Genomic DNA, 23,786 nt, shown 5'->3' with positions numbered 1-23,786 from the left:
ACCGATGAGCCTAAGCGACCATAGCGTTCTGATTCTGGGACTGGGCATCTCCGGCTTGTCCATGGCGCGGTGGTGTGCCAGCCAGGGCGCCGCGGTGTGTGTGGCCGACAGCAGGTCCGACCCACCCCAACTCGCCGCATTGCGCGCCGAGTTGCCGCAAGTTGTGGTTCGCACGGGCAGCGCCGGGACATGTCTTCCAGACGGTGTGGATTGTGTCTGCGTGAGCCCCGGCATTGCGCCCTCTGACCCAGCATTCGCCGGGTTGCTTGACAAAGCACGTGCCTCGGGCGTGAGGGTAACCACTGAACTCGGCTTGTTTGCGGCTGCCCTACGCGAGCTGCACCGAACCCGGGGCTACGCGCCTGCGGTGCTAGCCATCACGGGAACCAATGGCAAGACGACCGTGACGGCGCTGACTGCGCACCTCCTGCGCGGCGCGGGCGTCGACACGGCGGTCGCCGGGAACATTGGTCCCGCTTTGCTGGACACGCTGGGCGAGCGCATGCACGCCGGGAGTCTGCCAAAGGCCTGGGTGTTGGAGCTCTCGAGCTTTCAGTTGCATGGCGTGGATGATTTTGCCGCCACGGCTGCAACGGTTCTTAATCTCACACAAGATCATTTGGACTGGCACGGCAGCATGGATGCGTACGGTGCGGACAAGGCACGCATCTTCGGTCCACAGCCTTGGCCTGCGCGCCCCGGCTCCGATGCGCCTTCGGAGCGTCATCAGACCTTCACGCACGGTGCAGGCACCTGGGTGGGCGATTGGCAGTCGCCTGGTCTGATGCTGTTAAACCGCGACGATGCGCGCGTTCTGGCCATGCGGCGCGCCGGCCGGCAGGAACAGACCTTCGGTCTGGACGCGCCGCAGCGCGCCGGTGACTGGGGAGTCGTGGTCGAGCATGGCATGTCCTGGCTTGCCCGCGGTCAGGCGCAGCAGGGGCAGAATCATCCGCGGCGACGCGGCAAGGGCACCGTTGCCGAGCCATCCGGGGCGCCGAGCATGCAGCTGCTGATGCCAGCCGACGCACTGCGTATCCATGGCCGTCACAACTGGGCCAATGCGCTGGCGGCGCTGGGTTTGGCGGCGAGCACGGGCACGCCCCTTGCCCCCATGTTGCATGCCCTGCGTAGTTATGCCGGCGAGCCGCACCGCATGCAGTCGCTCGGTGTGATTGCCGGCGTGGAGTGGATTGAAGACAGCAAGGGCACCAACGTAGGCGCCACCGTGGCGGCCTTGGCTGGTCTGGATCGTACCGTTGTGCTTATTGCGGGCGGCGATGGCAAAGGCCAGGATTTCTCCCCGCTGCTGCGCGCTTCAACGGGCCGTTTGCGCGCAGCCGTGCTGATTGGGCGCGATGCGCCAGGTCTGGCGCAGGCATTGCATGGCGTGTGCCCGATCGAGCAGGCCCCGAGCCTTGAGCAGGCCGTGCGACGCGCAGCCGCCTTGGCCCGCGAGGGCGACATCGTGCTCCTGTCCCCGGCGTGTGCCAGCTTGGACATGTTCCGGAACTACACGCACCGGGCCCAGGTTTTTGCGGGGGCCGTGGCCGAATGGGCTCTTGAGCATGGCGTGGTGCTGGAGGGGGCGCCATGAAGCTGCCCTTTCCGATGTGGCGCGGCATGGGCAGCGCCGACAAGCCCGCGCCAATGCCGGTTCGCATCGGCTATGTCGGCCCGGCTGCCTCCCGCATGCTGGACTTTGACCAAAACTTGCTTTGGGTCATCGTGCTGCTCCTGGCCTTCGGGTTGGTCATGGTGTATTCGGCCACGGTGGCCATTCCGGAAGACCCGCACTTCGCACACTGGACGCAGTTTCATTTTTTCTGGCGCGATCTTGCCGCGATCGCCCTTGGCTTGATCGGCGGGTGGGTGGTATTCCAGTTTCCGATGAAATTTTGGGAGCGATGGGCGCCCTACCTGTTTGTGGCCTCGCTGGTCATGCTCGTGGCAGTGCTCGTTCCCTTCCTCGGCAAGGGCGTCAACGGCTCGCGGCGCTGGATTCCGCTGGGCGTGTTCAATTTTCAGCCTTCGGAACTCGTCAAGCTCACCACCATTCTGTACGCGGCTGATTTCATCGTGCGTAAGCAAGATGTGAAGCAGAAGTTCGGCAAAGCCTTCGTGCCCATGGCTGCCGCGCTTGCCGTGATTGGCATGCTTCTCCTGGCCGAACCCGACATGGGCGCATTCCTCGTCATCGCATCGGTGGCCATGGTCATCGTGTACCTCGGCGGCGTGAATGGCAAGATGTTTGCCGCCCTGACGGTGGTGATGATCGGCGCGTTCGTGCTGATGATTGTGCTGTCGCCATGGCGGCGCGATCGCATCTTCGCGTACCTCAATCCCTGGGCTGAGGGGCAGGCTCTGGGAAGCGCCTACCAGTTGGCGCATGCCCTCATTGCCATGGGGCGGGGTCATTGGCTGGGCGTGGGCCTGGGCGGGAGCGTGGAAAAGCTGCATTACCTGCCGGAGCCTCAGACGGACTTCCTTCTCGCCATCATCGGCGAGGAACTGGGTTTTGCAGGCGTGCTGGCCGTCACCCTGGTGTTCGCCTGGATTACCAAGCGCGCGTTTGACATCGGTCGCCAGGCGCTGGCCGCGGACCGCATGTTCTCGTCGCTCGTGGCGCAGGGCGTGGGAGTGCTCGTCGGTGGGCAGGCGTTCATCAACATTGGCGTCAACCTCGGTCTTTTGCCGACGAAGGGTCTGACCCTGCCGTTACTGAGCTATGGGGGTTCAGCGACATTGGTGTCGCTCCTCTCCCTGGCCATCTTGCTCCGGGTGGATTTCGAGAATCGTGTCCTCATGCGCGGAGGTCACGTATGAGCGCATGCGTGCACAGCCGATGGCCTGCCGTGCAGCGCATGCACCGCCAGGGTCCAATCATGCCGACGGGTGGACGCCAATGAGTGCGCCGAGGACTGCAGTCATCATGGCCGGCGGAACCGGAGGGCATATTTTCCCTGGGCTCGCGGTGGGCGAGGGCTTGCGCGCTGCCGGCTGGACGGTGCATTGGATGGGCGCGCCAGGCAGCATGGAATCGCGGCTCGTGCCAGCGCAGGGCTACCCCATGCTTTGGGTGAACTTTGGCGGCGTGCGTGGCAAAGGGCTGATGACCAGGTTGCTGTTGCCTGTGAGACTTTTTCGTGCCTTCGGGCAGGCGCTGCGTGCCCTGCGTCGCGTGCGTCCCAGCGTGGTGCTGGGCATGGGAGGCTACATCACGGTTCCAGGCGGCTTGATGAGCGACTGGGCTGGCGCCCGGTTGGTGCTGCACGAACAGAACGCGGTAGCCGGCATGAGCAATCGTCTGCTGGCGCGGTTGGCCGACCGCGTGCTCACGGCATTCCCTCACACACTGCCCACCGGCGACTGGGTCGGCAATCCGGTGCGCCGGAGCATTCGAGAGTTGTCGCCGCCAGCACAGCGCTATGGCACGCGCAGCGGCCCGTTGCGCGTGCTGGTGGTGGGCGGCAGCCTGGGCGCAGCGGCGCTCAATGAGCGCGTACCTCAGGCGCTGGCGCTGTTGTCGGCGCAGCAGCGTCCTCGGGTTCTGCATCAAAGCGGTCGTGGCCATCTGCAAGCCCTGCAACATCGCTACGCGCAGCTTGGCGTGCAAGCCGAGTGCCGCGAGTTTATCGATGACATGGCTGCGGCCTACGCAGAGGCTGATCTTGTGATCTGCCGTGCTGGCGCCTCCACCGTCAGCGAGATCGCCTGCGCCGGGGTGGCGGCGCTGTTTGTCCCGTTCCCGCACGCGGTGGACGATCACCAGACAGCGAACGCCCGCTTCCTGGCGGAGCCGGGCGCTGCCTTGCTCGTCCAACAAACTGACTTCACACCTGAGTCTCTCGCCGCACAACTGCGTACGCTGGACCGCCCCCGCCTGCTCGCGATGGCGCTCCAGGCGCACCGGTTGGCCCGGCGCGATGCAGTCGAGCGCATCGTGGCCGCCTGCGAGACCCTGGAGAGCCCGCTATGAAACACGCGATTCGACAGATTCACTTCGTGGGCATCGGCGGCGCCGGGATGAGCGGTATCGCCGAGGTGCTGCTCAACCTCGGCTACGAGATCACCGGCAGCGACCTGGCGGAAGGCGCAGCCGTGCAGCGCCTGCGCGGTTTGGGTGCCCGTGTGGCCATCGGGCACGACGCGGCGCATATCGCGGGCGCTGACGCCGTGGTGGTGTCCACTGCTGTGGGGGCCGAGAACCCGGAGGTACGCGCGGCGCGCGCGCGCCATATACCCGTCGTCCCCCGCGCCGTCATGCTGGCTGAATTGATGCGCCTCAAGCGTGGAATTGCCATCGCTGGAACGCACGGCAAGACCACAACAACGAGCCTGGTCGCCAGCGTGTTGGCCGAAGGCGGGTTGGATCCGACCTTCGTCATTGGTGGCAAGCTGACAAGCGCCGGGGCGAATGCCAAGCTCGGGCAGGGCGACTACATCGTGGTGGAGGCTGACGAGTCGGACGCATCATTCCTCAACCTGCTACCGGTCATGGCCGTGGTGACGAATATCGACGCCGACCACATGGACACCTATGGCCACGACATGGCTCGGCTGCGCCACGCCTTTGTCGAGTTCATCGGCCGCTTGCCCTTCTATGGCGCTGCCATCCTTTGCGTGGACGACCCGGGGGTGCGGGCCATCCTGCCCTTTGTTTCCAAGCCCATCACGCCCTATGGCCTGAGCGAGGATGCGCAGGTGCGCGCTGTGGACGTACGCGCCGAAGGCCAGCGCATGCACTTCACGGCGCTGCGGCGCAACGGCGTGGTGCTTCCGCCGCTCGCGGTGACGCTCAACCTGCCGGGTCTGCACAATGTGCGCAACGCGCTGGCGGCCATCGCGGTGGCGGCGGAATTGGGAGTGGACGACGCCGCGGTGCTCAAGGCGCTGGCTGATTTTCATGGTGTGGGTCGGCGCTTTCAATCCTATGGGGCCATCACGCTGAACGCCGGCGGCAGCTTCCTGCTGATCGATGATTACGGACATCACCCTGTTGAGATGGCCGCCACGCTGGAGGCGGCGCGTGGCGCATATCCGGGGCGGCGCATCGTGCTGGCGTTCCAGCCCCACCGCTACACCCGTACCCGTGATCTTTTCGAGGATTTCGTGTCCGTGCTCGGCCGGGCTGATGCCGTGCTGCTGGCGGAGGTGTATGCAGCGGGCGAGCCGCCACTGGTGGCGGCCGACGGGCGCAGCCTGGCACGGGCCCTACGCGTGGTGGGCAAGGCCGAGCCCGTGTTTGTCGACGACATCGGCGCGATGCCGCAGGCGATCCTGGATGCCGCGCGCGATGGTGACGTCGTGTTGTGCATGGGTGCCGGTTCGATCGGCGCGGTACCGCACAAGGTGGTGGAGCTGGCGCGCACAGCGGAGATTGCAGCATGACGCATCTACAGCCTCCAATCGTGAATCCGAAGGCATTCGGGCGCGTGGCCGTGCTCATGGGTGGCAGCTCCAGCGAGCGTGAAGTCTCGCTCATGTCAGGCAAGGGGGTGCTGGCCGCGCTTCAATCGCGCGGCGTGGATGCAGTCGCTTTCGACCCGGGAGAAAGACCGCTTTGCGCGCTGTCCGAACTGGGCGTTACGCGCGTGTTCATCGCGCTGCATGGGCGCCATGGCGAGGACGGTACGGTGCAAGGCGCGCTGGAGCTGCTGGGGATTGCCTATACCGGACCCGGTGTGCTGGCCTCGGCGCTTGCGATCGACAAGCACATGACCAAGCGCCTGTGGCAATGCGAGGGCCTGAGCACTCCGGCGTGGCGCATGGTCGAAAGTGTCGAACAAGCCCAGGCCGCGGCGCGTGAGTTGGGTTTGCCGCTCATGTTCAAGGCGGCGCATGAAGGGTCCACGCTCGGGCTTGCACGCGCGGATGACATGGGCGCCGTGGACGATGCGTACCGGGAAGCGGCACGCTTTGACTGCGCTGTTCTCGCCGAGCAGTTCATCGCAGGTGACGAGGTGACTTGTGGGGTTCTGGGCGAGGGGGACGCGGCCGTGGCGCTGCCGCTGATTCATATCGTTGCCCCCGGGGGCAATTACGACTTCGAGCACAAGTACTACAGCAACGAGACGCGCTACATCTGCCCGGCGGGCCTGCCCGCAGGTGAGGAGGAAGCGATCGCTCAACTCGTGCTCGCCAGCTATCGCAGTCTGGGATGCCGCGGCTGGGGTCGTGCAGACATCATGATCCGTGCCGCCGATCGCAAGCCGTTCCTGCTCGAAATGAACACGAGCCCGGGCATGACGGGTCACTCCTTGGTGCCGATGGCAGCTCGCGTGGCCGGGTTGAGCTACGAAGACCTGTGCCTTCGCATTCTGGCCGAGGCGCGTCTGGACACGCCCGCCGGCACGGCATCTGGGGGACGCTCGTGAGCACACGCCAGGACCTGCCGCGCGACATCCGGTTGATGAATTTCACCAGTGGCGCATTGGTGTGGGTGTTTTTGCTCGGTGCGTTCCTGGTGGCTGGCAACTGGTTCCTGCGGCAGCCGTTGTGGGCCATACGCAGCGTCCAGGTCGAAGGCAGCTTGCAGCACGTCAGTGCGACCGCCCTACGCGGTGAGGCCCTGCCACGCCTGCAAGGCAACTGGTTCACCGTGAACCTGGCCGCAGCCCAGAAGGTCTTCGACCAGGTCCCTTGGGTGCGCAGGGCTGTGGTGCAGCGGGTATGGCCGCTGTCCCTGCTGGTCACACTGGAGTCGCAGAAGCCGTTGGCCTCCTGGAGCGAAGGCACGACCACTGCAGGCCTGGTCAATACCGATGGCGAGCTATTTGAGGCCAATCTTGGCGAGGTGCAGGACATGGGCCTGCCTCGCTTTGCAGGACCCACAGGCAGCGAGCAGCGCGTGTCGCAGATGTATGCCACGCTCACCCAGGATTTCGCCCCGATGAAATGGAAGATTTCCGCGCTGGAATTGGGCACCGAAGGCAACTGGCGGGTGCAGATCGATGGGGGACCCAGTCTTGATTTGGGCAGCGACGCCGATGCGCAAGCATTCCGGCAGCGGCTGCAACGGTTTTTGGCGCTGGCGCAAGGCGTGCAGACGCATTACGGGCGCAGGATCGAAAGCGCTGATTTGCGGTACAGCAACGGGTTTGCGGTGCGTCTGCAAGGGGTAGATGCGCCGGGCGTCCAGCCCGGCACCACGATGAAGAAACAACAAGGCATGGCGACGGGAGCTCGGTAATGGCCAAGGACTATAAAGATTTGGTGGTGGGGCTGGACATCGGCACATCCAAGGTGCTTGCGATGGTGGCGGAAATCCTGCCACAACAGGACAGCCCGGCAGCCACGCTCAAAGTCGTCGGCATGGGTCAGGCCGCCACGGCGGGGATGCGCCGTGGCGTGGTGGTGGACATCGAGGCGACCGTGCAGTCGATCCAGGCTGCGCTGAAGGAAGCCGAGTTGATGGCCGATTGCCGGATTACCCGTGTCATCACAGGCATCACCGGAAGCCACATTCGGGGTCAGAACTCCGAAGGGATGGTGGCGATCAAGGATCGCGAGGTCACGCAGAACGATGTGTCGCGCGTGATCGAAACGGCCAAGGCGGTGAATATTCCCACCGATCAGCGACTCCTTTTGGTGGAGCCGCAAGAGTTCATCATCGACGGGCAGGAAGTCAAGGAGCCCGTGGGCATGAGTGGCATCCGCCTGGAAACCAAGGTGCACATCGTCACCGGCGCGCAAACCGCCGCCGAGAACGTCATCAAATGCGTGCGTCGCTGTGGGCTCGAGGTCGACGCCGTCGTTTTGCATCCGCTGGCATCGAGCCACGCAGTGCTGACCGAGGATGAGAAGGAGCTCGGCGTGGTGTTGGTGGACGTCGGTGCAGGGGTGACCGACGTGGCGATCTACACCGGGGGTTCGATTCGCCACACAGCCATCATCCCGATCGCTGGCGAGCTCATCACGAGCGATATCGCGATGGCGCTGCGCACGCCCACGAAAGATGCCGAAGACATCAAGATCGAACACGGTGTCGCAAAGCAGTTGCTGGCCGGCGTTGACGAGAGGCTTGAAGTGCCCGGCTTGGGTGATCGAGGTCCGCGCATGCTTTCGCGCCAGGCGCTTGCCGGCGTGATCGAACCGCGCGTGGAGGAGATCTTCTCCCTGGTGCAGCAGGTTGTGCGTGACTCAGGCTACGAGGAAGTGCTGTCCTCCGGAGTGGTGCTCACCGGCGGTGCGGCATTGATGCCGGGGATGGTGGAACTGGGTGAAGACATCTTCTTGAAGCCAGTTCGCTTGGGTCTGCCGCAGTACAGCGGTCCGCTTTCCGACATGGTGCGCAGCCCGCGCAACTCCACAGCCATGGGGTTGCTCGTGGAAGCGCAGACACAGCGTCAGCGCGGCGCACGCATTGCGCAGAAAAGCGGCAGCGCCCGCACTCTGATGGCGCGCGTGCGGGATTGGTTCGCGGGAAATTTTTAGCGGGTTTACGGGGTCTGCAGCCTCACGGCGGCAGGCAGTGTTTGGCAGGGCAGGGCTTTTCAACTTTATCGACGGAGGTGCATCATGGCTTTTGAAATGATTGAGGACATCGGCGACAGCGCGTTCGACCGCGGGACGAACATCAAGGTGATCGGCATGGGCGGCGGCGGTGGAAACGCCGTTGAGCACATGATTGCCAGTGGCGTGAAGGGTGTGGAATTCATCTGCGCCAACACGGACGCACAAGCCCTGCAGCGTCCAAGCGCACATCGCTTCATCCAGCTGGGCAAAACGGGACTCGGAGCCGGTGGCAAGCCGCAGGTGGGGCGCGACGCAGCCGAGCAAGCCCAGGCCCAGATTCGCGAGGCGCTGGCTGGGGCGCACATGCTGTTCATCACCGCCGGGATGGGGGGCGGTACAGGCACCGGCGCCGCTCCGGTGGTTGCGCGCATCGCCCGGGAGATGGGCATCCTGACTGTGGCTGTGGTGACCAAGCCATTCGAGTTCGAGGGAACCAAGCGACTGTCCAACGCCGAAACGGGCTTGGAGGAGTTGGAGAAGAATGTCGATTCGCTCATCGTTGTGCTTAACGAAAAACTCCTCGAGGTTTACGGCGACGACATCTCGCAGAAGGAGGCGTTTGCCAAGGCCAATGACGTGTTGAAAAACGCCACGGGCGGCATCGCCGAGATCATCAACGTGCCAGGCATGATCAACGCCGACTTCGAAGACGTGAAAACGGTGATGGGCGAGCCCGGCAAGGCCATGATGGGTACGGCAGTGGCCAGTGGCGCTGATCGCGCTCGATTGGCAGCCGAGCAGGCCGTGGTCTGCCCGCTTCTGGACGGGGTGGATCTCTCCGGTGCAAAGGGTGTGCTGGTCAACATCACCGCCGATGATTCGCTCAAACTGAGTGAAACCCGCGAAGCCATGAACGCGATCCGCGCCTACGCCGCGGCCGATGCCCACATCATTTTTGGCACGGTGAACGATCCGAGTATGGGTGACTCGCTGCGCGTGACGGTTCTTGCCACCGGACTGTCTCGTGCAAAGGCCGCCGTGAAGGCAGCGCCCAGCCTGACCGTTCTGCGCACGGGCACCGATGCGGGGCCGCTGAGCATGGGTCATGGGGCGGGCATCGATTCCACCCAGATTCCAGCAATCTGGCGCAACCCCCGCGGCAACGCGCCCTCTGCCCACGTCAATGCGCTGATGCAAAGCGGCATGGACGAGATGGAGATTCCGGCCTTCCTGCGCAAGCAAGCTGACTGAAGACGACGGTTCCGCCGTCGAGATGTGGGCGTAGCACCGGTGGATGACCCCGTTCCACTGGTGCGTACCGCGGCTTGCCCAGCCCGCGGCACGCCACACGCCACCGCGCGCGTTGCCTCCCGCGCGCGGTGGCGTGCAGGGTTATCGAGGCCTCCCTAAAATGGTCCTGTGGCATTGAAAAAAATACAGGTTTGATCGGAAAGCCGGTAATCATGTTGTCCCAGCGCACCATTCGCTCGACCAACCGCGCCGTTGGCGTGGGTTTGCACAGCAGTGAGCGCGTCGAGCTCACGTTGCACCCAGCTGCTGTCGACACGGGTATCGTCTTTCGGCGCGTCGATCTGCCCATGCCGGTGAGCATCGCGTTGCAGCCCGACGCGGTCGTGGACACGCGCATGGCCACGACGCTGGGCGTGGGTGACGTGAAAATTCACACGGTCGAGCATCTGCTGTCGGCTTGCGCAGGTCTCGGCATTGACAATTTGCTGGTGGATGTGGATGCGGAGGAGATTCCGATTCTGGATGGATCGGCCTCGAGCTTCGTCTACCTGCTGCAGTCCTCGGGCCTGCAGGACCAGCCTGCGCCAAGGCGTTTCATTCGAATGCGCAAGCCGGTCGAGGTGCGCACGCACGATCGTGATGGCGATAAATGGGCGCGCCTGGAGCCTTACGATGGTTTTCGCCTTCACTTCGCCATCGAATTCGACCATCCCGCCATTGACCAGACGGCGCAGGATTACGCGTTTGACTTCAGCATGACGGCGTACGTGCGCGAAATCGCGCGTGCCCGAACATTCGGTTTTATGCGCGATGTGGATGCGCTGCGCGAGCGGGGCTTGGCGCAGGGTGGCAGCATGGAAAATGCCATCGTGATGGATGAGTCGCGGATCCTGAACCAGGAGGGGCTGCGCTTTGACGCCGAGTTTGTCAAGCACAAGATGCTCGATGCCATCGGAGACCTTTACGTCGCGGGGCATCCCATCATTGGTGCCTACAGCGCGTATCGCAGCGGTCATGCAGTCAACAACGCGCTGCTACGCGCCGTCATGGCCGATCCAGATGCTTTCGAAGTGGTCAGTTTTGCGCACGCGGAGGACGCCCCCATCGGCTACCGCAGCACGCTCAAAGTGGCTGCCTGAGTAGGGCTGGACGCGCCGCGCACGCCACGCTTATCAACCTCCAGCCTTCGCATGGCGCCTGCGCAATTCGCGCAGGCGAGCGCGCACGTCGGCCGGAGCCGGTGAACCGGTCGCGATCCGGGGGGCCGGAGTGGTGCTTCCCAGCTCTCTCCCTGGTTCCTTGACCCGCACTGCAATGCGCACCAGCGGCCAACCGGCTTTTTGCAACTGGCGCAGCAATAACGGCCCAAAGAGTTTGAGCTTGGCCGCCACCGCAGGCGAGGATGCGGTGAGTGCCCACACCCCGTCGACCCACTTGCCAGGTTGCACGGCACTGGCGAGTTCGGCAGGCAGCGTTGTCTGGAGCATCGCCCACATCTGTTTCGACGTGAGTGCTTGCTCCTTGAGCGAAACCAGGATTTGCGTGCGCTGCATCCACAGGGGCAGCGCGGCCATGCTGGGGCCCGTTGGCGCAGGAGTGACGGATCTGCGGGGTTTGCGCAGTGGGGGGCGTTGGTGGACATGGTGGCGATTTGGCTCCATTGTCCCGCAATGCCCGACAGCATCGTCTTGTGGGAGCGCTGGGTAGAATGCAAGTTTGACTTGCGCTGACAACCGGGGCGTGATGCGCGCCGATTGTTCCACCGTCCAGGGTTTGGCCGCTTTGGCCTGCCCGGCGTGCCGCATCCAAAACGACCCATGCCTGCAACCTTCCTGACCCGTCTCTTTGGCAGCCGCAACGAGCGCCTGCTCCGCCAATATCGCCGCGTTGTGCAGCGCATTAACGCGCTGGAGTCGCAGTTTGAAGGACTCTCCGACGACGAGTTGCGCGCCAAGACAGCTGAGTTCAAGCAGCAGGTCGCGAACGGCCGTTCCCTCGACGAGATCTTGCCAGAAGCCTTTGCCGTGGTCCGCGAAGGTGGCAAGCGAGCGCTCAAAATGCGCCACTTCGACGTGCAACTCATCGGGGGTATGGCGCTGCACGACGGCAAGATCGCCGAAATGCGCACCGGTGAGGGCAAGACTCTAGTGGGCACGCTTCCGGTCTATCTCAACGCGCTGTCCGGCAAGGGTGTGCATGTGGTCACGGTGAATGACTACCTGGCCCAGCGCGACGCGCAATGGATGAGTCGGCTTTACACCTTTCTGGGACTCAGCGTGGGCATCAACCTGCCCAATATGCCGCGGGAGGAAAAGCAGGCGGCGTATGCATCGGATGTGACCTACGGCACGAACAACGAATACGGTTTTGATTATCTGCGTGACAACATGGTTTTCGAGCCCGGTGAGCGCGTGCAGCGCGGGCTGAACTATGCGTTGATTGACGAGGTCGACTCGATCCTGATTGACGAGGCACGCACACCGCTCATCATCTCGGGCCAGGCCGAGGACAACACTGAGCTGTATATCAAGCTTGACAAGGTGGTTCCGCTTCTCGATCGCCAGATCGGCGAGGAAGACCCGATCACAGGCAAGGGCGTGGAAAAGCCCGGTGACTTCACGGTGGACGAAAAGAGTCATCAGGTCTACCTCACCGAATCCGGCCACGAGAAGGCCGAGCGCATTCTGGGCGAGATGGGCTTGATTCCCGAAGGCAGTTCGCTGTATGACGCATCCAACATCGCGCTGATGCATCACCTGTATGCAGCGCTTCGCGCGCATCACCTCTATCACCGCGACCAGCATTACGTGGTCCAGAACGGCGAGGTCATCATCGTCGACGAATTCACCGGTCGCATCATGGTCGGGCGCCGTTGGTCGGATGGGCTTCACCAAGCCGTCGAAGCCAAGGAAGGGGTCGGGATTCAGAACGAGAACCAGACGCTGGCGTCGATCACGTTCCAGAACTATTTCCGCATGTACGGCAAGCTCGCGGGTATGACGGGCACAGCCGACACAGAAGCCTACGAGTTCCAGGAAATCTACAAGCTGGAAACCGTGGTGATCCCCACGAACCGCCCCAGTCAGCGCAAGGACCATCAGGACAAGGTCTACAAGACCGCGCGCGAGCGTGACCTGTCGGTGGTGGCCGATATCAAGGCGTGCTACGAGCGAGGTCAGCCCGTGCTCGTGGGCACGGCCTCCATTGAGGCCAGCGAGCACCTCTCGCTGCTGCTGAACAACGAAAAACTGCCGCACCAGGTGCTGAACGCCAAGCAGCACGCGCGCGAGGCGGAGATCGTTGCGCAGGCCGGACGGCCGAAGATGATCACGATCGCCACCAACATGGCTGGTCGAGGCACCGACATCGTTCTCGGCGGCAATGTGGAGAAGCAGTGCGAGATCATCGAGGCCGACGCCAATCTTGCCGATGAAGACAAGCGCCAACGCGTCGCGCAACTGCGCGAGGAGTGGCAGGCGCTGCACGATCATGTGATCGCCGAGGGCGGCCTGCACATCGTCGGCACCGAGCGCAGCGAGTCGCGTCGGGTGGACAACCAGTTGCGCGGCCGGTCGGGTCGCCAAGGCGACCCGGGCTCGTCGCGCTTTTACCTCTCGCTGGACGATTCACTCATGCGCATTTTTGCCGGTGACCGCGTGCGCGCGATCATGGATCGGCTCAAGATGCCCGAGGGTGAGGCGATCGAGGCTGGCATGGTCACGCGGTCGATCGAATCGGCCCAGCGCAAGGTCGAGGCCCGCAATTTCGACGTGCGCAAGCAGCTCCTGGAATATGACGACGTTGCCAATGAGCAGCGCAAGATTCTCTATGAGCAGCGCAACGCGATTCTTGACAACCAGGATGTGAGTGCGCAAATCGCCGACTTGCGCGAAGGCAGCGTCACGGATCTGGTGCACATGTTTGTGCCGCCGCAGAGCATGGAGGAGCAGTGGGATGTCGCTGGCATGGAGCGCGCGTTGCGCGACGACATGCAGGTCGAGTTGAGCCTGAAGGAGTGGATCGAGGCGGACCAGACCATTACGGATGAAGATGTGCTGGAGCGTGTCCTGGAGGCTGCCAACGCCCACTACAAGGCCAAAGTCGACAGCGTGGGTGCGGCCAACTTTGCTGGCTTCGAGCGCATGGTGTTGCTGCAGTCGCTTGACCAGCACTGGCGCGAGCATCTCTCCGCGCTTGATTACTTGCGTCAGGGTATCCATCTGCGTGGCTATGCCCAAAAGCAGCCCAAGCAGGAATACAAGCGAGAGGCTTTCGAACTGTTCGGGCAAATGCTCGACGCCGTGAAGAACGATGTCACGCGCACCCTCATGACGGTACAGGTGCAGTCTCAGGAACAGGCGGACGCTGCGGCTGAGCAGATTGAGCAGCGAGCGCAGAGTTTGATCAACGTCGTGTATCAGCATCCCGAGGCGGGGAGCGCGGTGCTGGCCGATGGAGGGCTGGAAGGCGCGGATGCAGCGGTGGCCGCGGCTGCCGCAGGCACCGCGGTGATGCAACCGATCGTCAACGCCTTGCCCAAAGTCGGTCGCAACGACCCCTGCCCGTGCGGCAGTGGCAAGAAATACAAGCATTGCCACGGTAAGCTGAGCTGAGTTGCGACGAGCGTACTCGGCGGCATGGTTCTCGCCACCTGGAGTGTGCTTTGGGCGACCGTGCAAACCCGTCTCACCTGATGATCCGATGACCTAGGCCCTGATGGAGTGCGCGCCATGGCTGTGAACCTTCTCCCTCCCGATCCCGCTGCCTTGCATGTTGTGCCGGGAGTGCGCATCGGCGTGTCGCAAGCCGGCATCCGCAAGGCGGGCCGCACCGATCTGACCTTGTTCTTGTTCGACGCGGGCACCCAGGTTGCGGGTGTATTCACGCGCAACCGGTTCTGTGCGGCGCCGGTACAGGTTTGTCGTGAACATCTGGGGCCAGCGCAGTGCGGGCCGGTGCGCGCACTGGTTGTCAATACGGGCTGCGCCAACGCAGGCACCGGGGCCCCAGGCCTGCTTGCCGCACGCCAAAGCTGCGCGGCCGTGGCGGCGCTTGTGGGCGTGCCGGCGCAAGAAGTGCTGCCGTTTTCCACAGGGGTCATTCTGGAGCCGCTTGCGGTGGACAAGCTCGTTGGCGGGCTGCCTGCGGCGCTGGCTGACGCGCGCGCGAATGCATGGGCAGACGCGGCGGTGGCCATTATGACGACCGACACGGTGCCCAAGGCGGCAAGCGCGCGCATCGTCATTGACGGGGTGCCCGTGACGGTCACGGGCATTGCGAAAGGCGCGGGCATGATCCGCCCGAACATGGCCACCATGCTGGGTTTCATTGCAACCGATGCGCCGGTGGATGCCGCTGTTTTGGCGCAGCTCGCGCGTGAGGTGGCCGACGCGTCGTTCAACTGCATCACGGTCGATGGCGACACCTCCACCAACGATTCGCTCATCGTCGCAGCGACGGGCCGAGCAGCGCTTGCCGTCATCAGCGCGGTCGCCAGCCCCCAGGCGCAGTTGTTGCGCCAAGCGCTCACGGCGGTCGCGCTCGAATTGGCGCAGGCCATCGTGCGCGATGGCGAGGGTGCAACCAAATTCATCACCGTCGCGGTACAAGGTGCAAAAACGCGCGATGAGGCGCGCCTGGTCGCGTACGCCGTGGCACACTCACCCTTGGTGAAGACGGCCTTCTTCGCGAGTGACCCGAATCTCGGCCGCATCCTGGCCGCGGTCGGTTATGCGGGAATCGAGGATCTCGACGTGGGCGGGGTTGACCTTTATCTTGACGAGGTCCATGTCGCCACGCTTGGAGGCCGCCACCCACAATACCAGGAGGCTGATGGCAAGCGGGTGATGGCGAAGCCGGAAATTGGCGTACGCATCGTTCTTGGCCGTGGCGACGCGCACGCCACGGTATGGACGTGCGACCTCTCGCACGAGTACGTCTCGATCAACGCCGACTACCGGAGCTGAAAAAACGATGGCCAAGCGCGATGATGCCCACGCCGGTGCGGATCGGGGAGGACAACTATCGGCGCTGCTTGATCAGGCCGAGCGGGTTCTGACCCGTCTGGAGCAGGCTTTCGCGCCTGCTCCGGCTGCCCCGGATTGGGACTCTGCTGCAGCCTTTCGCTGGCGCAAGCGTGGCAACCACACCTGGCTCCAGGCAGTGCGCCACCTCTCCCCGATCGCGCTCGACGACTTGCAGGGCATTGACGAGCAAAAGCGGCGCGTGGAGCGCAACACGGGTCAATTCACAGCAGGTAGGCCTGCGAACAACGTCCTGTTGACGGGTGCCAGGGGTACGGGCAAGTCCTCGCTGGTCAAGGCCTGTTTGAACAAATACGCGCCCAGGGGGTTGCGCCTCATCGAGATGGACAAGACGGATCTCGTCGATCTGCCCGACCTGATGGATCTTCTCATGGACCGCCCCGAGCGTTTCATCGTGTTCGCCGACGATCTGTCGTTCGATGAGGGGGAAGTCGGTTACAAGGCGCTCAAGTCCGTGCTCGATGGCTCCATCGCAGCGCAGGCCGACAACGTGCTGATCTACGCCACGTCCAATCGACGTCACCTGCTGCCCGAGTACATGCACGAAAACCTCACTTACCAGCATACCGAAAGTGGCGAGGTGCACCCAGGCGAGGTGGTGGAGGAAAAGATCAGCCTTTCCGACCGATTTGGCCTGTGGGTGAGCTTTTATCCCTTCGATCAGGATCACTACCTGCGAATCGTCGAGCATTGGCTGCAGGCGTTCGGCGCCACACCCAAACAGGCCAGCAGTGCGCACGCAGAGGCGCTGGTGTGGGCACTCGAGAGGGGTTCACGCTCCGGGCGCATCGCGTGGCAGTTCGCGCGCGATTATGCCGGTCGCAAGGCGCGCTGATGCAGGAGCCTTCGCAGGTCCAGCGTCCGCTCGTGCCCGTCGCGGTCGGCGTGCTGGTGCGGGCAGACGGCAGTTTCCTGTTGGCTAGCAGGCCTGCGGGCAAGCCTTACGCAGGTTATTGGGAATTTCCCGGCGGGAAGATCGAGCAAGGCGAGACGCTTCTGCAGGCGCTGGCACGTGAACTGCGCGAGGAACTCGGCATCACCCATGTCCAGGCGTCTTATTGGCGATCTTGCGTGATGGACTACCCCCACGCCCGGGTCGAACTCCAGTTCTGCAAGGTCACGCAGTGGGAGGGTGATCTGCGGCCTTGTGAGGGGCAAGCTCTTTCTTGGGAACGCCTGCCGGTGCGCGTAACGCCAGTGTTGCCTGGGACCCTCCCCGTGCTGCAATGGCTGGCCGAGGAGCGTGACCAGACGGGTGCTCGGCGTTTGACCCTGGATTGACCCGGGGCTTACCGCGCACTTGTTGACATCCTCCCCGACCTGAAGGATGCGGATTCCTACGGCGCTCATCCCGGCTTCGAGCCGGAATGAGTCGCTTCGGCGGGTTTCTGCTGCTGGCGGCATTGCTGCACCACTCACTTCACAGGCGAACCGGGCGTGTCCCGCCCTTCATGGCAGGATAAATACACAGCATCCAGCGAACCAGCGGCAAGCCTCACAAGGATGCCTGTGGCATCCGCGCTATCCTTCTCCGCCCTGAACGGCGTGGCTTGTCGCGCGCCGGGTCAGTGTTTGGGCGCCTGCTGTGGCTCGGACGCCCGGGCCGATGGATCGTCCGTCTCCTCGCCTGTGACGGGCGTGGTCGCGACACGATACTGCTCACTGGCCCAGGCGCCGAAATCCATGTTTTTGCAGCGTTCGCTGCAAAAGGGGCGCCAGGGATTGTCAACGGCATAACGACTGGCTCCACCGCAAGCCGGGCAGCGCACCGTGCGTATCGTGGGTGATTTCTCAGAGGCACTCATGGACAAAGAGCAATTTCAAAGGCGACGTCCGTTGTCACGGGCTTCAACTTCCAATCAGCGTCCGGCCGCATGTAGCGTACCGACACCATGAGGCGATGACCCGTGGTCTCGGGTACCACGCCTAGCGCTCCGTCCACCCGCAAGCGCATGAGCTGGTACGTGCGTCCCGCCAGATTCTGTTGGTACGTGCCGCCCGCGGCCAGCGTCTTGTGGGGGGTCCCGGAATCCCGAAGAAGGCGAAGAAGCAGTTCAACAGTCATCGCCAGCGGGCTGAAGACCTCCATCCAGCGCGCCATATCCAGCCGTCGCTGGTCTTCCGGCAGATGCTGCCATGCGTAGTACGCGGGCAAGTCGAATTCACAGGTTCCCCCGGGAATGCTGGCGCGGCTGCGGATGGCCATCAGCCACTCGTTCTCGAGCAGCGGCTGACCAGGTTTTCCGAGCTGCTGGCTCAAGCCTTGGAATGCAGCATCAATTTCCGCCAGCACCTCGTCCAGCGCCTGCTCAGACACGGCTGAATTGCCGCGAAAGGCAAGGAATTGCTGCCGTTGACGCTCCAGATCCTTCAACAGATCCGATTTGAGATCCTGACGTGTGGCGACGTCCATGATCTCGAACATCGACAGCAGAGCGTAATGGTGATCAAACGGGTGGGCACGCTGTAGCAGAAAATTCACCCGGCGAAACAGGTATTCGAGGCGCAACAGGGTGCGAACGCGTTCGCTCAGGGGATATTCGTAAAGGATCACGGGCCGGTTGGGGGTTGGATGCGCAGCGATCGGGTGAAACGCCCATGCCACCACGCGCCCTTCAGAGTCAGAAGAAAAAAGGGCAGGCGTCAAGCACGCTCGTTGACATTGTCATGCATGTGGCACGGGAATTCAAATTGCGCTGGCCATCTGCAGATACTGCGCATGAAGCGCGCGCGTGCGCGACCGCAATGCATCGAGGCTGGTACTGTTATCGATCAGGTCGTCGGCCACGTCGCGTCGGGCTTCGCGCGTGGCCTGGGTTGCCATGATGGCGCGCACCTCTTCGGCGCTGAGCCCTGAACGTTGCATCACGCGCGCGACCTGAAGGGCCTGCGGACAGTCGACCACAGCAATGCGGTCCAGGTAAGCGCGCCAGCGCGCGAGGCCCTCAACCAGGAGCGGAACGACGAGAACGAGGTAGTTGCCCTTCACCATGGCTGCCCGTTCGCGCAGCACTTCGCCCACGCGCGGGTGGAGGATGGACTCAAGCTGGTGGCGCAGCGCCGGATCGGCGAATACGGCAGCGCGCATGCGGGCACGGTCAAGTGCGCCTTGTGCAGTAATCATGGCATCACCAAACGCTGCGCGCAGGGGCGCGATGGCGGCGCCGCCAGGGGCGGTGAGTTCATGCGAGATGCGGTCAGCATCCAATACGGCGGCACCCATTTCAGCAAGAAGCTCGGCCACGGCAGATTTGCCCGAGCCGATGCCTCCTGTGAGACCCACCGTGAAACGACGCGGGGTCAGCTCCGGGGACGACGCCACCATGCCTGTACCCGATCAGGCGCCACCGGGCAGCACCCAGGCGATGAGTTGTGCGGGGCCGAGCAAGAGCATGATCAGGCCAGCGGTTGCCAGGAATGGACCAAAGGGGATGGGCTTGCCGCGCTCGGCCAGTCCGCTGAACTGCAGCACAATGCCAATGACGGCGCCGGCGACCGCCGACAGCAAAATGATCGGCAGCAAGGCGACCACGCCGAACCAGGCGCCAAGCGCTGCGAAGAGCTTGAAGTCGCCGTAGCCCATGCCTTCCTTGCCCGTGAGCAGCTTAAACGCCTGATACACAGCCCAAAGGCTGGCATAGCCAACAGCAGCCCCCCACACGGCTTGCGGCAGAAAGCTGGGATCCAGGGTTGCGTGCAGCAGCAGGCCCAGCCACAGGAGTGGCAGCGTGATGCTGTCCGGCAGGAGCGTGGTGTCGTAATCGATGAAGGCCAGGGCAATCAGGGCCCACAGGAGCATCACCAGTCCCAAGGACCAGGGCGACAAGCCGTGCAGCGCAATCACCGAGGCACTCAGGATGCCGGAGAGCAGTTCCACCAACGGATAACGTGCCGCGATGCGTGTGCCACAACCCGAGCAGCGCGCCCGCAGCAGGATCCAGCTCAGGACAGGAACGTTCTCCCACCAGCGGATCGCATGTCCGCAGTGGCCGCAGCGCGAATGCGGATGCAACAGGTTAAAGGGCTCGCCTTTGGATGGCTCGAGTTCCGGGTGCAGGGTGGCTTGGGCGTCACGCTGCCAGGCGTTTTCCAGCATCACCGGAAGCCGGTAGATAACGACGTTCAGAAAGCTGCCCACGGCGAGGCCGGCAACCCCGGCGGCGAACACCCAAAAGCCGGGGGGAACACCCATGAAGATGTGCTGCATGGCTAAGCTTTGGCCCCATGGCTGCTGAAAAATGGTACAGGCACGATGATTACGAAATTGCGGATGAAGTCGCAGTGCAGATGGCGTTCAAACCCTGGTTGAGCGAGGCGATGCCTACCTTCTCGACGCCAGCCGCCCTTATTCGGTTGCGTGGCGGTCCGCCCCGTGCTGCTTGTCCTATGCATGCATGCAATCAAGAAAAGAAGAAGGCGGCGGGGGTCCGCATTGCAGTTGTGGCCATCAACGTTCCGGTTTAAGCCGATCGTCTATTCGTTGGTGACGGCCAACACCTCTTCAAGCGAGGTCAGTCCCTGTTTGACCTTGATCAGACCGGATTCGCGCAGAGTACGCACGCCTTCGCGCTTTGCCTGCTCGGCAATGTCCAACGCGGTTCCGTGGTTGAGAATGATGCGCTGGATTTCCTCGCTGATCGGCATCGCTTGGTAGATGCCCAGGCGACCCTTGTATCCGCTGCCGTTGCATGCGTTGCATTTGCCGGGTTTGTAGGGCTTCCAGGTTCCATCCAGATCGCTCTCCTTGAAACCGGCCTCGAGCAGCGCCGTACTGGGGATGTCGATCAGGGTTTTGCACTGGGGGCAGAGCTTGCGCGCCAAGCGCTGGGCCGTGATGAGAATGACGCTGGAGGCGATGTTGAACGCTGGCACCCCCATGTTCATGAGGCGAGTCAGCGTGGTGGGCGCATCGTTGGTGTGCACGGTGGAGAACACCATGTGGCCAGTCTGGGCTGCCTTGATCGAAATGTCGGCTGTTTCCAGGTCACGGATCTCACCCACCATGATGATGTCTGGATCTTGCCGCAGGAACGCGCGCAGCGCGGTCGCAAAATTCAACCCGGCTTTTTCGTTCACATTGACCTGGTTGACACCGGGCAGGTTGATTTCGGCCGGGTCCTCCGCGGTCGAGATGTTGACCCCCGGTTGGTTGAGAAGGTTCAGGTACGAATAAAGCGATACGGTCTTGCCGCTTCCCGTGGGTCCGGTGACCAGAACCATTCCGTAAGGTCGCTTGATCGCACGCAGGACACGCTCCTTCTCTTCCGGTTCGTAGCCCAGCGATTCGATCCCCATCTTCGCCATCGTGGAATCCAAAATCCGGATGACGATTTTTTCGCCGTGGATGGTGGGCAGCGTGCTCACACGAAAGTCGATGGCGCGATCGGGGCCGAAGCGCAGTTTCATGCGTCCGTCCTGTGGCACACGCCGCTCCGCGATGTCCAGACGCGAAATCACCTTGATGCGCGATGCAAGCTTTTCCTTGATCGCCACGGGCGGCTGCGCGATTTCGCGCAGCTCCCCGTCAACGCGAAACCGGATGCGGTAAAAATTCTCAAAGGGTTCAAAATGAAGGTCAGATGCGCGCATATTGATCGCATCGACCAGCATCTTCTGCAAAAAGCGGACGACAGGCGCGTCGTCGACGTCGGCGCCGAGATCCTTCTCAGCAGCGACGTCGGGGCTGCCGTCGTCCAAGTCGGCAAGATCAAAGTCGTCGCCGATCAGCGCGCTGATCTGGCTGGTGGCTGACTGCGTGCTCTGGTCGATCCACCGCGCAAGCTTGTCGTACTCGACGACCACCAGATCGACAGCCGACTGCGACTGGAACTTGATCTTGTCCTCGGCCTCATGATCCGCCGGGTCGGCGGTAGCCACCACCAGTTTGTTCCCGCGCTTGATCAGGGGAAGAACCTTGTAGGCCTTGACGATTTTCGCATCGATTGCGCCTGCAGGAACCCGCGACGGATCAAAAGCATCCAGATCGAGCATGGGCAGCGCGAAAGTCTTGCTGACCCAATGCGCAAGATCCGATGCACTCATCAATCCGCTTGCCAGCAATGTGGCGATGAAACTCGCGCGCGATTCGAGCGCCCGCTTCTGAATTTGCTCGGCCACAGCGCGCTGCAACTGGTCTGACTGCACCAGCGCATGCGCGAGCCCGGCAAGCTGCGAGGGCCCACGGATCTGCGTTGGTGAGGGTGCAATGACAGTAGACATGGCTCGGAAAGACGGCTATTCAATGATGCGGGCTGAGCGCCACTTTGTAAATCAGGCGACCGGCCCATGAGGGCTCAAAAGGCGAAATATGTCGTAGTTTCGCATTTTTTGGGGTCCGGTTGCCAAGTTCGGCCAAATGCATCCGACGCTATGGCCGACTCTCGCGAACCCGATGCGCCGTGGGGTCAAACACCGGCGAGCGCACTTCCCGGCACAGCGTGCTGGCCGATGCCGCCCAAGCGCGGTTCCTTCGTGGACCATCTGTGCGGAAGGGCGTCGGGGATTCTGGTGGTTTCCCGGTGCTGCATCGCCTCGCAACGCGATCCAGCACCAATCGGGATCGCACATCCGGTGAGCCTCGGGCGATCCGTCGGTCCGGCCGTTGACCACCCATCCAGCTGACGGGCGGTGCTCTGGAATCCAAAGATGATGCACCGACCAAGCCTGCCGATCGGCGCCGCGAATGAACTCTCCCGCCACTAAGCGCCTAACGGCGCTGTAGTGGGGGTTTCGCGGGTCACAGACTTGGACTTGCCACGTTGCCGGGGCAGAGGTTTCGGTCTCGCCGCCACGCCCGTCCCAGGCGTGTGTTGCGTATTGAATGCGTCGATGAGCACCACCAACGCGCTGTTGCGGTCGCGCGGCGCCGTGTGCCCGCACGGGCACACATGCATGCGTTGGCTCAGCGTCTTGGGAACGAGTTCCCAGCACGCCGAGCAGCGTTGCGACGGTTTGATCTGGCGCGTATTGCTCAGATGCAGCCGCGTACCAGCTTCTTCCGCTTTGTACGCGAGCATCGGATGCACCATGCCGAACCCTGCCGAGAGGATCTCCCGGTTGAGTCCGGCCTTTTGCCGCACGCGACGGCCCGGTGCATCCACCGTGCCGCGTGCGCTGCGGCTCATGGTCTTCGGGGCCAATTGCTCGGTCGCCAGGATGGCGCATTGCCGCACCATCCTGGTTGTTTCCTTGTGCACGAAGTCCCGGCGCAGGTTGCCGATACGCTCGTGCAGCCGGGCGATGCGACGCCCGAGCCGTTTGAAGCGCAGCGATCCCTTCTTCCTGGCGCGCTGCCGCTGCAGCGCGGCAAGGCGCGGCAGTTCCTCGCGCAGCCAGCGCGGGTTATCGATGGTCCGTCCATCATCGAACGTCGCCCAGTCGTTGATCCCGAAATCCACCCCGCGGCGCTGATCGCCCGTGCGCCGGCGCGCACAGGCCGACTCGGGCACGCGCAGCGTCACCGACACGAACCACTGACCGTTCCTGCGCGTGAGCGTGATGTCGTTGGGTTTGGCCTCAACCCCGAAGCGGTGCCGGCCGCGCGCCCGGATGGACATCGCAGCCTCGCCAGTGCCGATGCGCAGCGTGGCGCCACTGCCGCCATGCTGCATGAGCCTCCATCCAGCGGAATCGGGATAGGCGAAGCCCGCGAACCGCTTGGCGGCCTTGAACCGCGGGAATCCGGGCGTTTGACCAGCTTTGACCCGGCGAAAGAACAACTGGAAGGCGAGATCCAGCCGCCGCAGCGTCTGCTGCAAGGCGTGGCTGCCGAGTTCGTTGAGCTCGGGCCGATCAGCCTTGATCTGCGGCAGGACGTTCTGCTGGTCGTAGTAAGAGATGGACTTCCGGGCCTTGTGCCAGGCGTCGATGCGCTCCTCGAGCGCCGCGTTGTACAACTCGCAGTGCAGCCGCGTCCACGCCTCAAGCCGCGCGGATTGCGCGGCATTGGGATACAGCTTGAGCGTGACTTTGCGCCGTTGCATGCTGGTATTTTATATGGGCTATCCATTTAGCTCCACAAGGCGGACAATGGTC

21 protein-coding genes are annotated in these 23,786 nt (G+C 63.3%); 14 read left to right on the top strand and 7 right to left on the bottom strand.

Annotation, left to right across the window (positions count from 1 at the left end):
- Positions 1-4 precede the first annotated feature (4 nt).
- The 9 genes from murD to lpxC all read left to right on the top strand — a co-directional run bounded on the left by murD (position 5) and on the right by lpxC (position 10,847).
- The gene (gene murD / locus CD04_RS0110240; RefSeq protein ID WP_031406481.1) at positions 5-1,597 is read left to right on the top strand and encodes a UDP-N-acetylmuramoyl-L-alanine--D-glutamate ligase; all 1,593 of its coding nucleotides are present in this window, start codon (positions 5-7) and stop codon (positions 1,595-1,597) included.
- Between the two features lie 14 nt (positions 1,598-1,611).
- A complete protein-coding gene (ftsW, locus tag CD04_RS0110235) occupies positions 1,612-2,826 on the top strand; it encodes a putative lipid II flippase FtsW (protein WP_031406479.1) in 1,215 nt (404 codons plus the stop codon).
- A gap of 79 nt (positions 2,827-2,905) precedes the next feature.
- The gene (murG, locus tag CD04_RS0110230; RefSeq protein WP_031406477.1) at positions 2,906-3,979 is read left to right on the top strand and encodes an undecaprenyldiphospho-muramoylpentapeptide beta-N-acetylglucosaminyltransferase; all 1,074 of its coding nucleotides are present in this window, start codon (positions 2,906-2,908) and stop codon (positions 3,977-3,979) included.
- Positions 3,976-5,391: a UDP-N-acetylmuramate--L-alanine ligase gene (murC, locus tag CD04_RS0110225; protein ID WP_031406475.1), complete on the top strand. Its 1,416-nt coding sequence runs from the start codon at positions 3,976-3,978 to the stop codon at positions 5,389-5,391. The genes murG and murC overlap by 4 nt, the downstream gene beginning before the upstream one ends.
- Positions 5,388-6,377 (top strand): D-alanine--D-alanine ligase, encoded by a 990-nt coding sequence (locus tag CD04_RS0110220; RefSeq protein WP_031406473.1) that lies wholly within the window; start codon positions 5,388-5,390, stop codon positions 6,375-6,377. The genes murC and CD04_RS0110220 overlap by 4 nt, the downstream gene beginning before the upstream one ends.
- Positions 6,374-7,192 (top strand): cell division protein FtsQ/DivIB, encoded by an 819-nt coding sequence (locus CD04_RS0110215; RefSeq protein ID WP_038167699.1) that lies wholly within the window; start codon positions 6,374-6,376, stop codon positions 7,190-7,192. The genes CD04_RS0110220 and CD04_RS0110215 overlap by 4 nt, the downstream gene beginning before the upstream one ends.
- Positions 7,192-8,436: a cell division protein FtsA gene (gene ftsA / locus CD04_RS0110210; protein WP_031406469.1), complete on the top strand. Its 1,245-nt coding sequence runs from the start codon at positions 7,192-7,194 to the stop codon at positions 8,434-8,436. Before CD04_RS0110215 ends, ftsA begins: the two co-directional genes overlap by 1 nt.
- 84 nt (positions 8,437-8,520) lie before the next feature.
- On the top strand, positions 8,521-9,708 hold the full coding sequence (gene ftsZ / locus CD04_RS0110205; RefSeq protein WP_031406467.1) for a cell division protein FtsZ: 1,188 nt from the start codon (positions 8,521-8,523) through the stop codon (positions 9,706-9,708).
- A 212-nt stretch (positions 9,709-9,920) separates the two neighbouring features.
- Complete coding sequence (lpxC, locus tag CD04_RS0110200; protein ID WP_031406465.1) at positions 9,921-10,847, top strand: UDP-3-O-acyl-N-acetylglucosamine deacetylase; 927 nt, start codon at positions 9,921-9,923, stop codon at positions 10,845-10,847.
- Positions 10,848-10,880: 33 nt separating this feature from the next.
- On the opposite strand, the gene CD04_RS24150 is transcribed toward lpxC, so the two are convergent.
- Positions 10,881-11,282: a DciA family protein gene (locus tag CD04_RS24150; RefSeq protein ID WP_197033073.1), complete on the bottom strand. Its 402-nt coding sequence runs from the start codon at positions 11,280-11,282 to the stop codon at positions 10,881-10,883.
- A gap of 243 nt (positions 11,283-11,525) precedes the next feature.
- On the opposite strand from CD04_RS24150, the gene secA reads away from it, so the two are divergent.
- The 4 genes from secA (at position 11,526) to CD04_RS0110175 (ending at position 17,033) form a co-directional block, all read left to right on the top strand.
- Positions 11,526-14,321, top strand: a complete 2,796-nt coding sequence (gene secA / locus CD04_RS0110190) for a preprotein translocase subunit SecA (protein ID WP_031406461.1) — start codon at positions 11,526-11,528, stop codon at positions 14,319-14,321.
- Between the two features lie 117 nt (positions 14,322-14,438).
- Positions 14,439-15,674 carry a bifunctional glutamate N-acetyltransferase/amino-acid acetyltransferase ArgJ gene (argJ, locus tag CD04_RS0110185; protein ID WP_031406458.1) on the top strand — a complete coding sequence of 412 codons (1,236 nt, stop codon included), beginning with the start codon at positions 14,439-14,441 and terminating at the stop codon, positions 15,672-15,674.
- A 7-nt stretch (positions 15,675-15,681) separates the two neighbouring features.
- Positions 15,682-16,587 (top strand): ATP-binding protein, encoded by a 906-nt coding sequence (locus CD04_RS0110180; RefSeq protein WP_051849085.1) that lies wholly within the window; start codon positions 15,682-15,684, stop codon positions 16,585-16,587.
- Positions 16,587-17,033, top strand: coding sequence for an NUDIX domain-containing protein (locus CD04_RS0110175; protein WP_031406453.1), 447 nt, complete (start codon positions 16,587-16,589; stop codon positions 17,031-17,033). The genes CD04_RS0110180 and CD04_RS0110175 overlap by 1 nt, the downstream gene beginning before the upstream one ends.
- Before the next feature lie 284 nt (positions 17,034-17,317).
- Here CD04_RS0110175 and CD04_RS0110170 read toward each other — a convergent pair whose 3' ends face one another.
- The 4 genes from CD04_RS0110170 to CD04_RS0110155 all read right to left on the bottom strand — a co-directional run bounded on the left by CD04_RS0110170 (position 17,318) and on the right by CD04_RS0110155 (position 19,959).
- Entirely contained in the window at positions 17,318-17,557 is a 240-nt protein-coding gene (locus CD04_RS0110170) for a DNA gyrase inhibitor YacG (protein ID WP_031406451.1), read from the bottom strand.
- Positions 17,554-18,306 (bottom strand): cell division protein ZapD, encoded by a 753-nt coding sequence (zapD, locus tag CD04_RS0110165; protein WP_031406449.1) that lies wholly within the window; start codon positions 18,304-18,306, stop codon positions 17,554-17,556. Before zapD ends, CD04_RS0110170 begins: the two co-directional genes overlap by 4 nt.
- 132 nt (positions 18,307-18,438) lie before the next feature.
- On the bottom strand, positions 18,439-19,077 hold the full coding sequence (gene coaE / locus CD04_RS0110160; RefSeq protein ID WP_038167697.1) for a dephospho-CoA kinase: 639 nt from the start codon (positions 19,075-19,077) through the stop codon (positions 18,439-18,441).
- Between the two features lie 12 nt (positions 19,078-19,089).
- Positions 19,090-19,959, bottom strand: a complete 870-nt coding sequence (locus CD04_RS0110155; RefSeq protein ID WP_156030207.1) for an A24 family peptidase — start codon at positions 19,957-19,959, stop codon at positions 19,090-19,092.
- A 17-nt stretch (positions 19,960-19,976) separates the two neighbouring features.
- On the opposite strand from CD04_RS0110155, the gene CD04_RS0110150 reads away from it, so the two are divergent.
- Positions 19,977-20,216 (top strand): hypothetical protein, encoded by a 240-nt coding sequence (locus CD04_RS0110150; RefSeq protein ID WP_031406443.1) that lies wholly within the window; start codon positions 19,977-19,979, stop codon positions 20,214-20,216.
- Positions 20,217-20,225: 9 nt separating this feature from the next.
- On the opposite strand, the gene pilB is transcribed toward CD04_RS0110150, so the two are convergent.
- Together pilB and CD04_RS0110140 are read right to left on the bottom strand one after the other, a co-directional pair.
- Positions 20,226-21,959 carry a type IV-A pilus assembly ATPase PilB gene (gene pilB / locus CD04_RS0110145; protein ID WP_031406441.1) on the bottom strand — a complete coding sequence of 578 codons (1,734 nt, stop codon included), beginning with the start codon at positions 21,957-21,959 and terminating at the stop codon, positions 20,226-20,228.
- A 491-nt stretch (positions 21,960-22,450) separates the two neighbouring features.
- Positions 22,451-23,734 (bottom strand): RNA-guided endonuclease TnpB family protein, encoded by a 1,284-nt coding sequence (locus tag CD04_RS0110140; RefSeq protein WP_031406439.1) that lies wholly within the window; start codon positions 23,732-23,734, stop codon positions 22,451-22,453.
- Positions 23,735-23,786 lie beyond the last annotated feature (52 nt).

The organism is Thiomonas sp. FB-Cd (assembly GCF_000733775.1).
GTDB lineage: Bacteria > Pseudomonadota > Gammaproteobacteria > Burkholderiales > Burkholderiaceae_C > Thiomonas_A.
The sequence above is the reverse complement of the archived record's forward strand: the minus strand, read 5'-3'. Positions and strand labels throughout refer to the sequence as shown.

What these genes read in the sequence shown, in the direction of transcription:
- CD04_RS0110140 (WP_031406439.1), bottom strand. Translation starts at nt 23,734, where the DNA reads ATGCAACGGCGCAAAGTCACGCTCAAGCTGTATCCCAATGCCGCGCAA.
- murG (WP_031406477.1), top strand. Translation starts at nt 2,906, where the DNA reads ATGAGTGCGCCGAGGACTGCAGTCATCATGGCCGGCGGAACCGGAGGG.
- CD04_RS0110220 (WP_031406473.1), top strand. Translation starts at nt 5,388, where the DNA reads ATGACGCATCTACAGCCTCCAATCGTGAATCCGAAGGCATTCGGGCGC.
- CD04_RS0110175 (WP_031406453.1), top strand. Translation starts at nt 16,587, where the DNA reads ATGCAGGAGCCTTCGCAGGTCCAGCGTCCGCTCGTGCCCGTCGCGGTC.
- CD04_RS0110180 (WP_051849085.1), top strand. Translation starts at nt 15,682, where the DNA reads ATGGCCAAGCGCGATGATGCCCACGCCGGTGCGGATCGGGGAGGACAA.
- murD (WP_031406481.1), top strand. Translation starts at nt 5, where the DNA reads ATGAGCCTAAGCGACCATAGCGTTCTGATTCTGGGACTGGGCATCTCC.
- murC (WP_031406475.1), top strand. Translation starts at nt 3,976, where the DNA reads ATGAAACACGCGATTCGACAGATTCACTTCGTGGGCATCGGCGGCGCC.
- ftsZ (WP_031406467.1), top strand. Translation starts at nt 8,521, where the DNA reads ATGGCTTTTGAAATGATTGAGGACATCGGCGACAGCGCGTTCGACCGC.
- CD04_RS24150 (WP_197033073.1), bottom strand. Translation starts at nt 11,282, where the DNA reads ATGGCCGCGCTGCCCCTGTGGATGCAGCGCACGCAAATCCTGGTTTCG.
- secA (WP_031406461.1), top strand. Translation starts at nt 11,526, where the DNA reads ATGCCTGCAACCTTCCTGACCCGTCTCTTTGGCAGCCGCAACGAGCGC.
- CD04_RS0110150 (WP_031406443.1), top strand. Translation starts at nt 19,977, where the DNA reads ATGGCTGCTGAAAAATGGTACAGGCACGATGATTACGAAATTGCGGAT.
- argJ (WP_031406458.1), top strand. Translation starts at nt 14,439, where the DNA reads ATGGCTGTGAACCTTCTCCCTCCCGATCCCGCTGCCTTGCATGTTGTG.
- CD04_RS0110155 (WP_156030207.1), bottom strand. Translation starts at nt 19,959, where the DNA reads ATGCAGCACATCTTCATGGGTGTTCCCCCCGGCTTTTGGGTGTTCGCC.
- ftsA (WP_031406469.1), top strand. Translation starts at nt 7,192, where the DNA reads ATGGCCAAGGACTATAAAGATTTGGTGGTGGGGCTGGACATCGGCACA.
- CD04_RS0110170 (WP_031406451.1), bottom strand. Translation starts at nt 17,557, where the DNA reads ATGAGTGCCTCTGAGAAATCACCCACGATACGCACGGTGCGCTGCCCG.
- ftsW (WP_031406479.1), top strand. Translation starts at nt 1,612, where the DNA reads ATGTGGCGCGGCATGGGCAGCGCCGACAAGCCCGCGCCAATGCCGGTT.
- coaE (WP_038167697.1), bottom strand. Translation starts at nt 19,077, where the DNA reads ATGGTGGCGTCGTCCCCGGAGCTGACCCCGCGTCGTTTCACGGTGGGT.
- lpxC (WP_031406465.1), top strand. Translation starts at nt 9,921, where the DNA reads ATGTTGTCCCAGCGCACCATTCGCTCGACCAACCGCGCCGTTGGCGTG.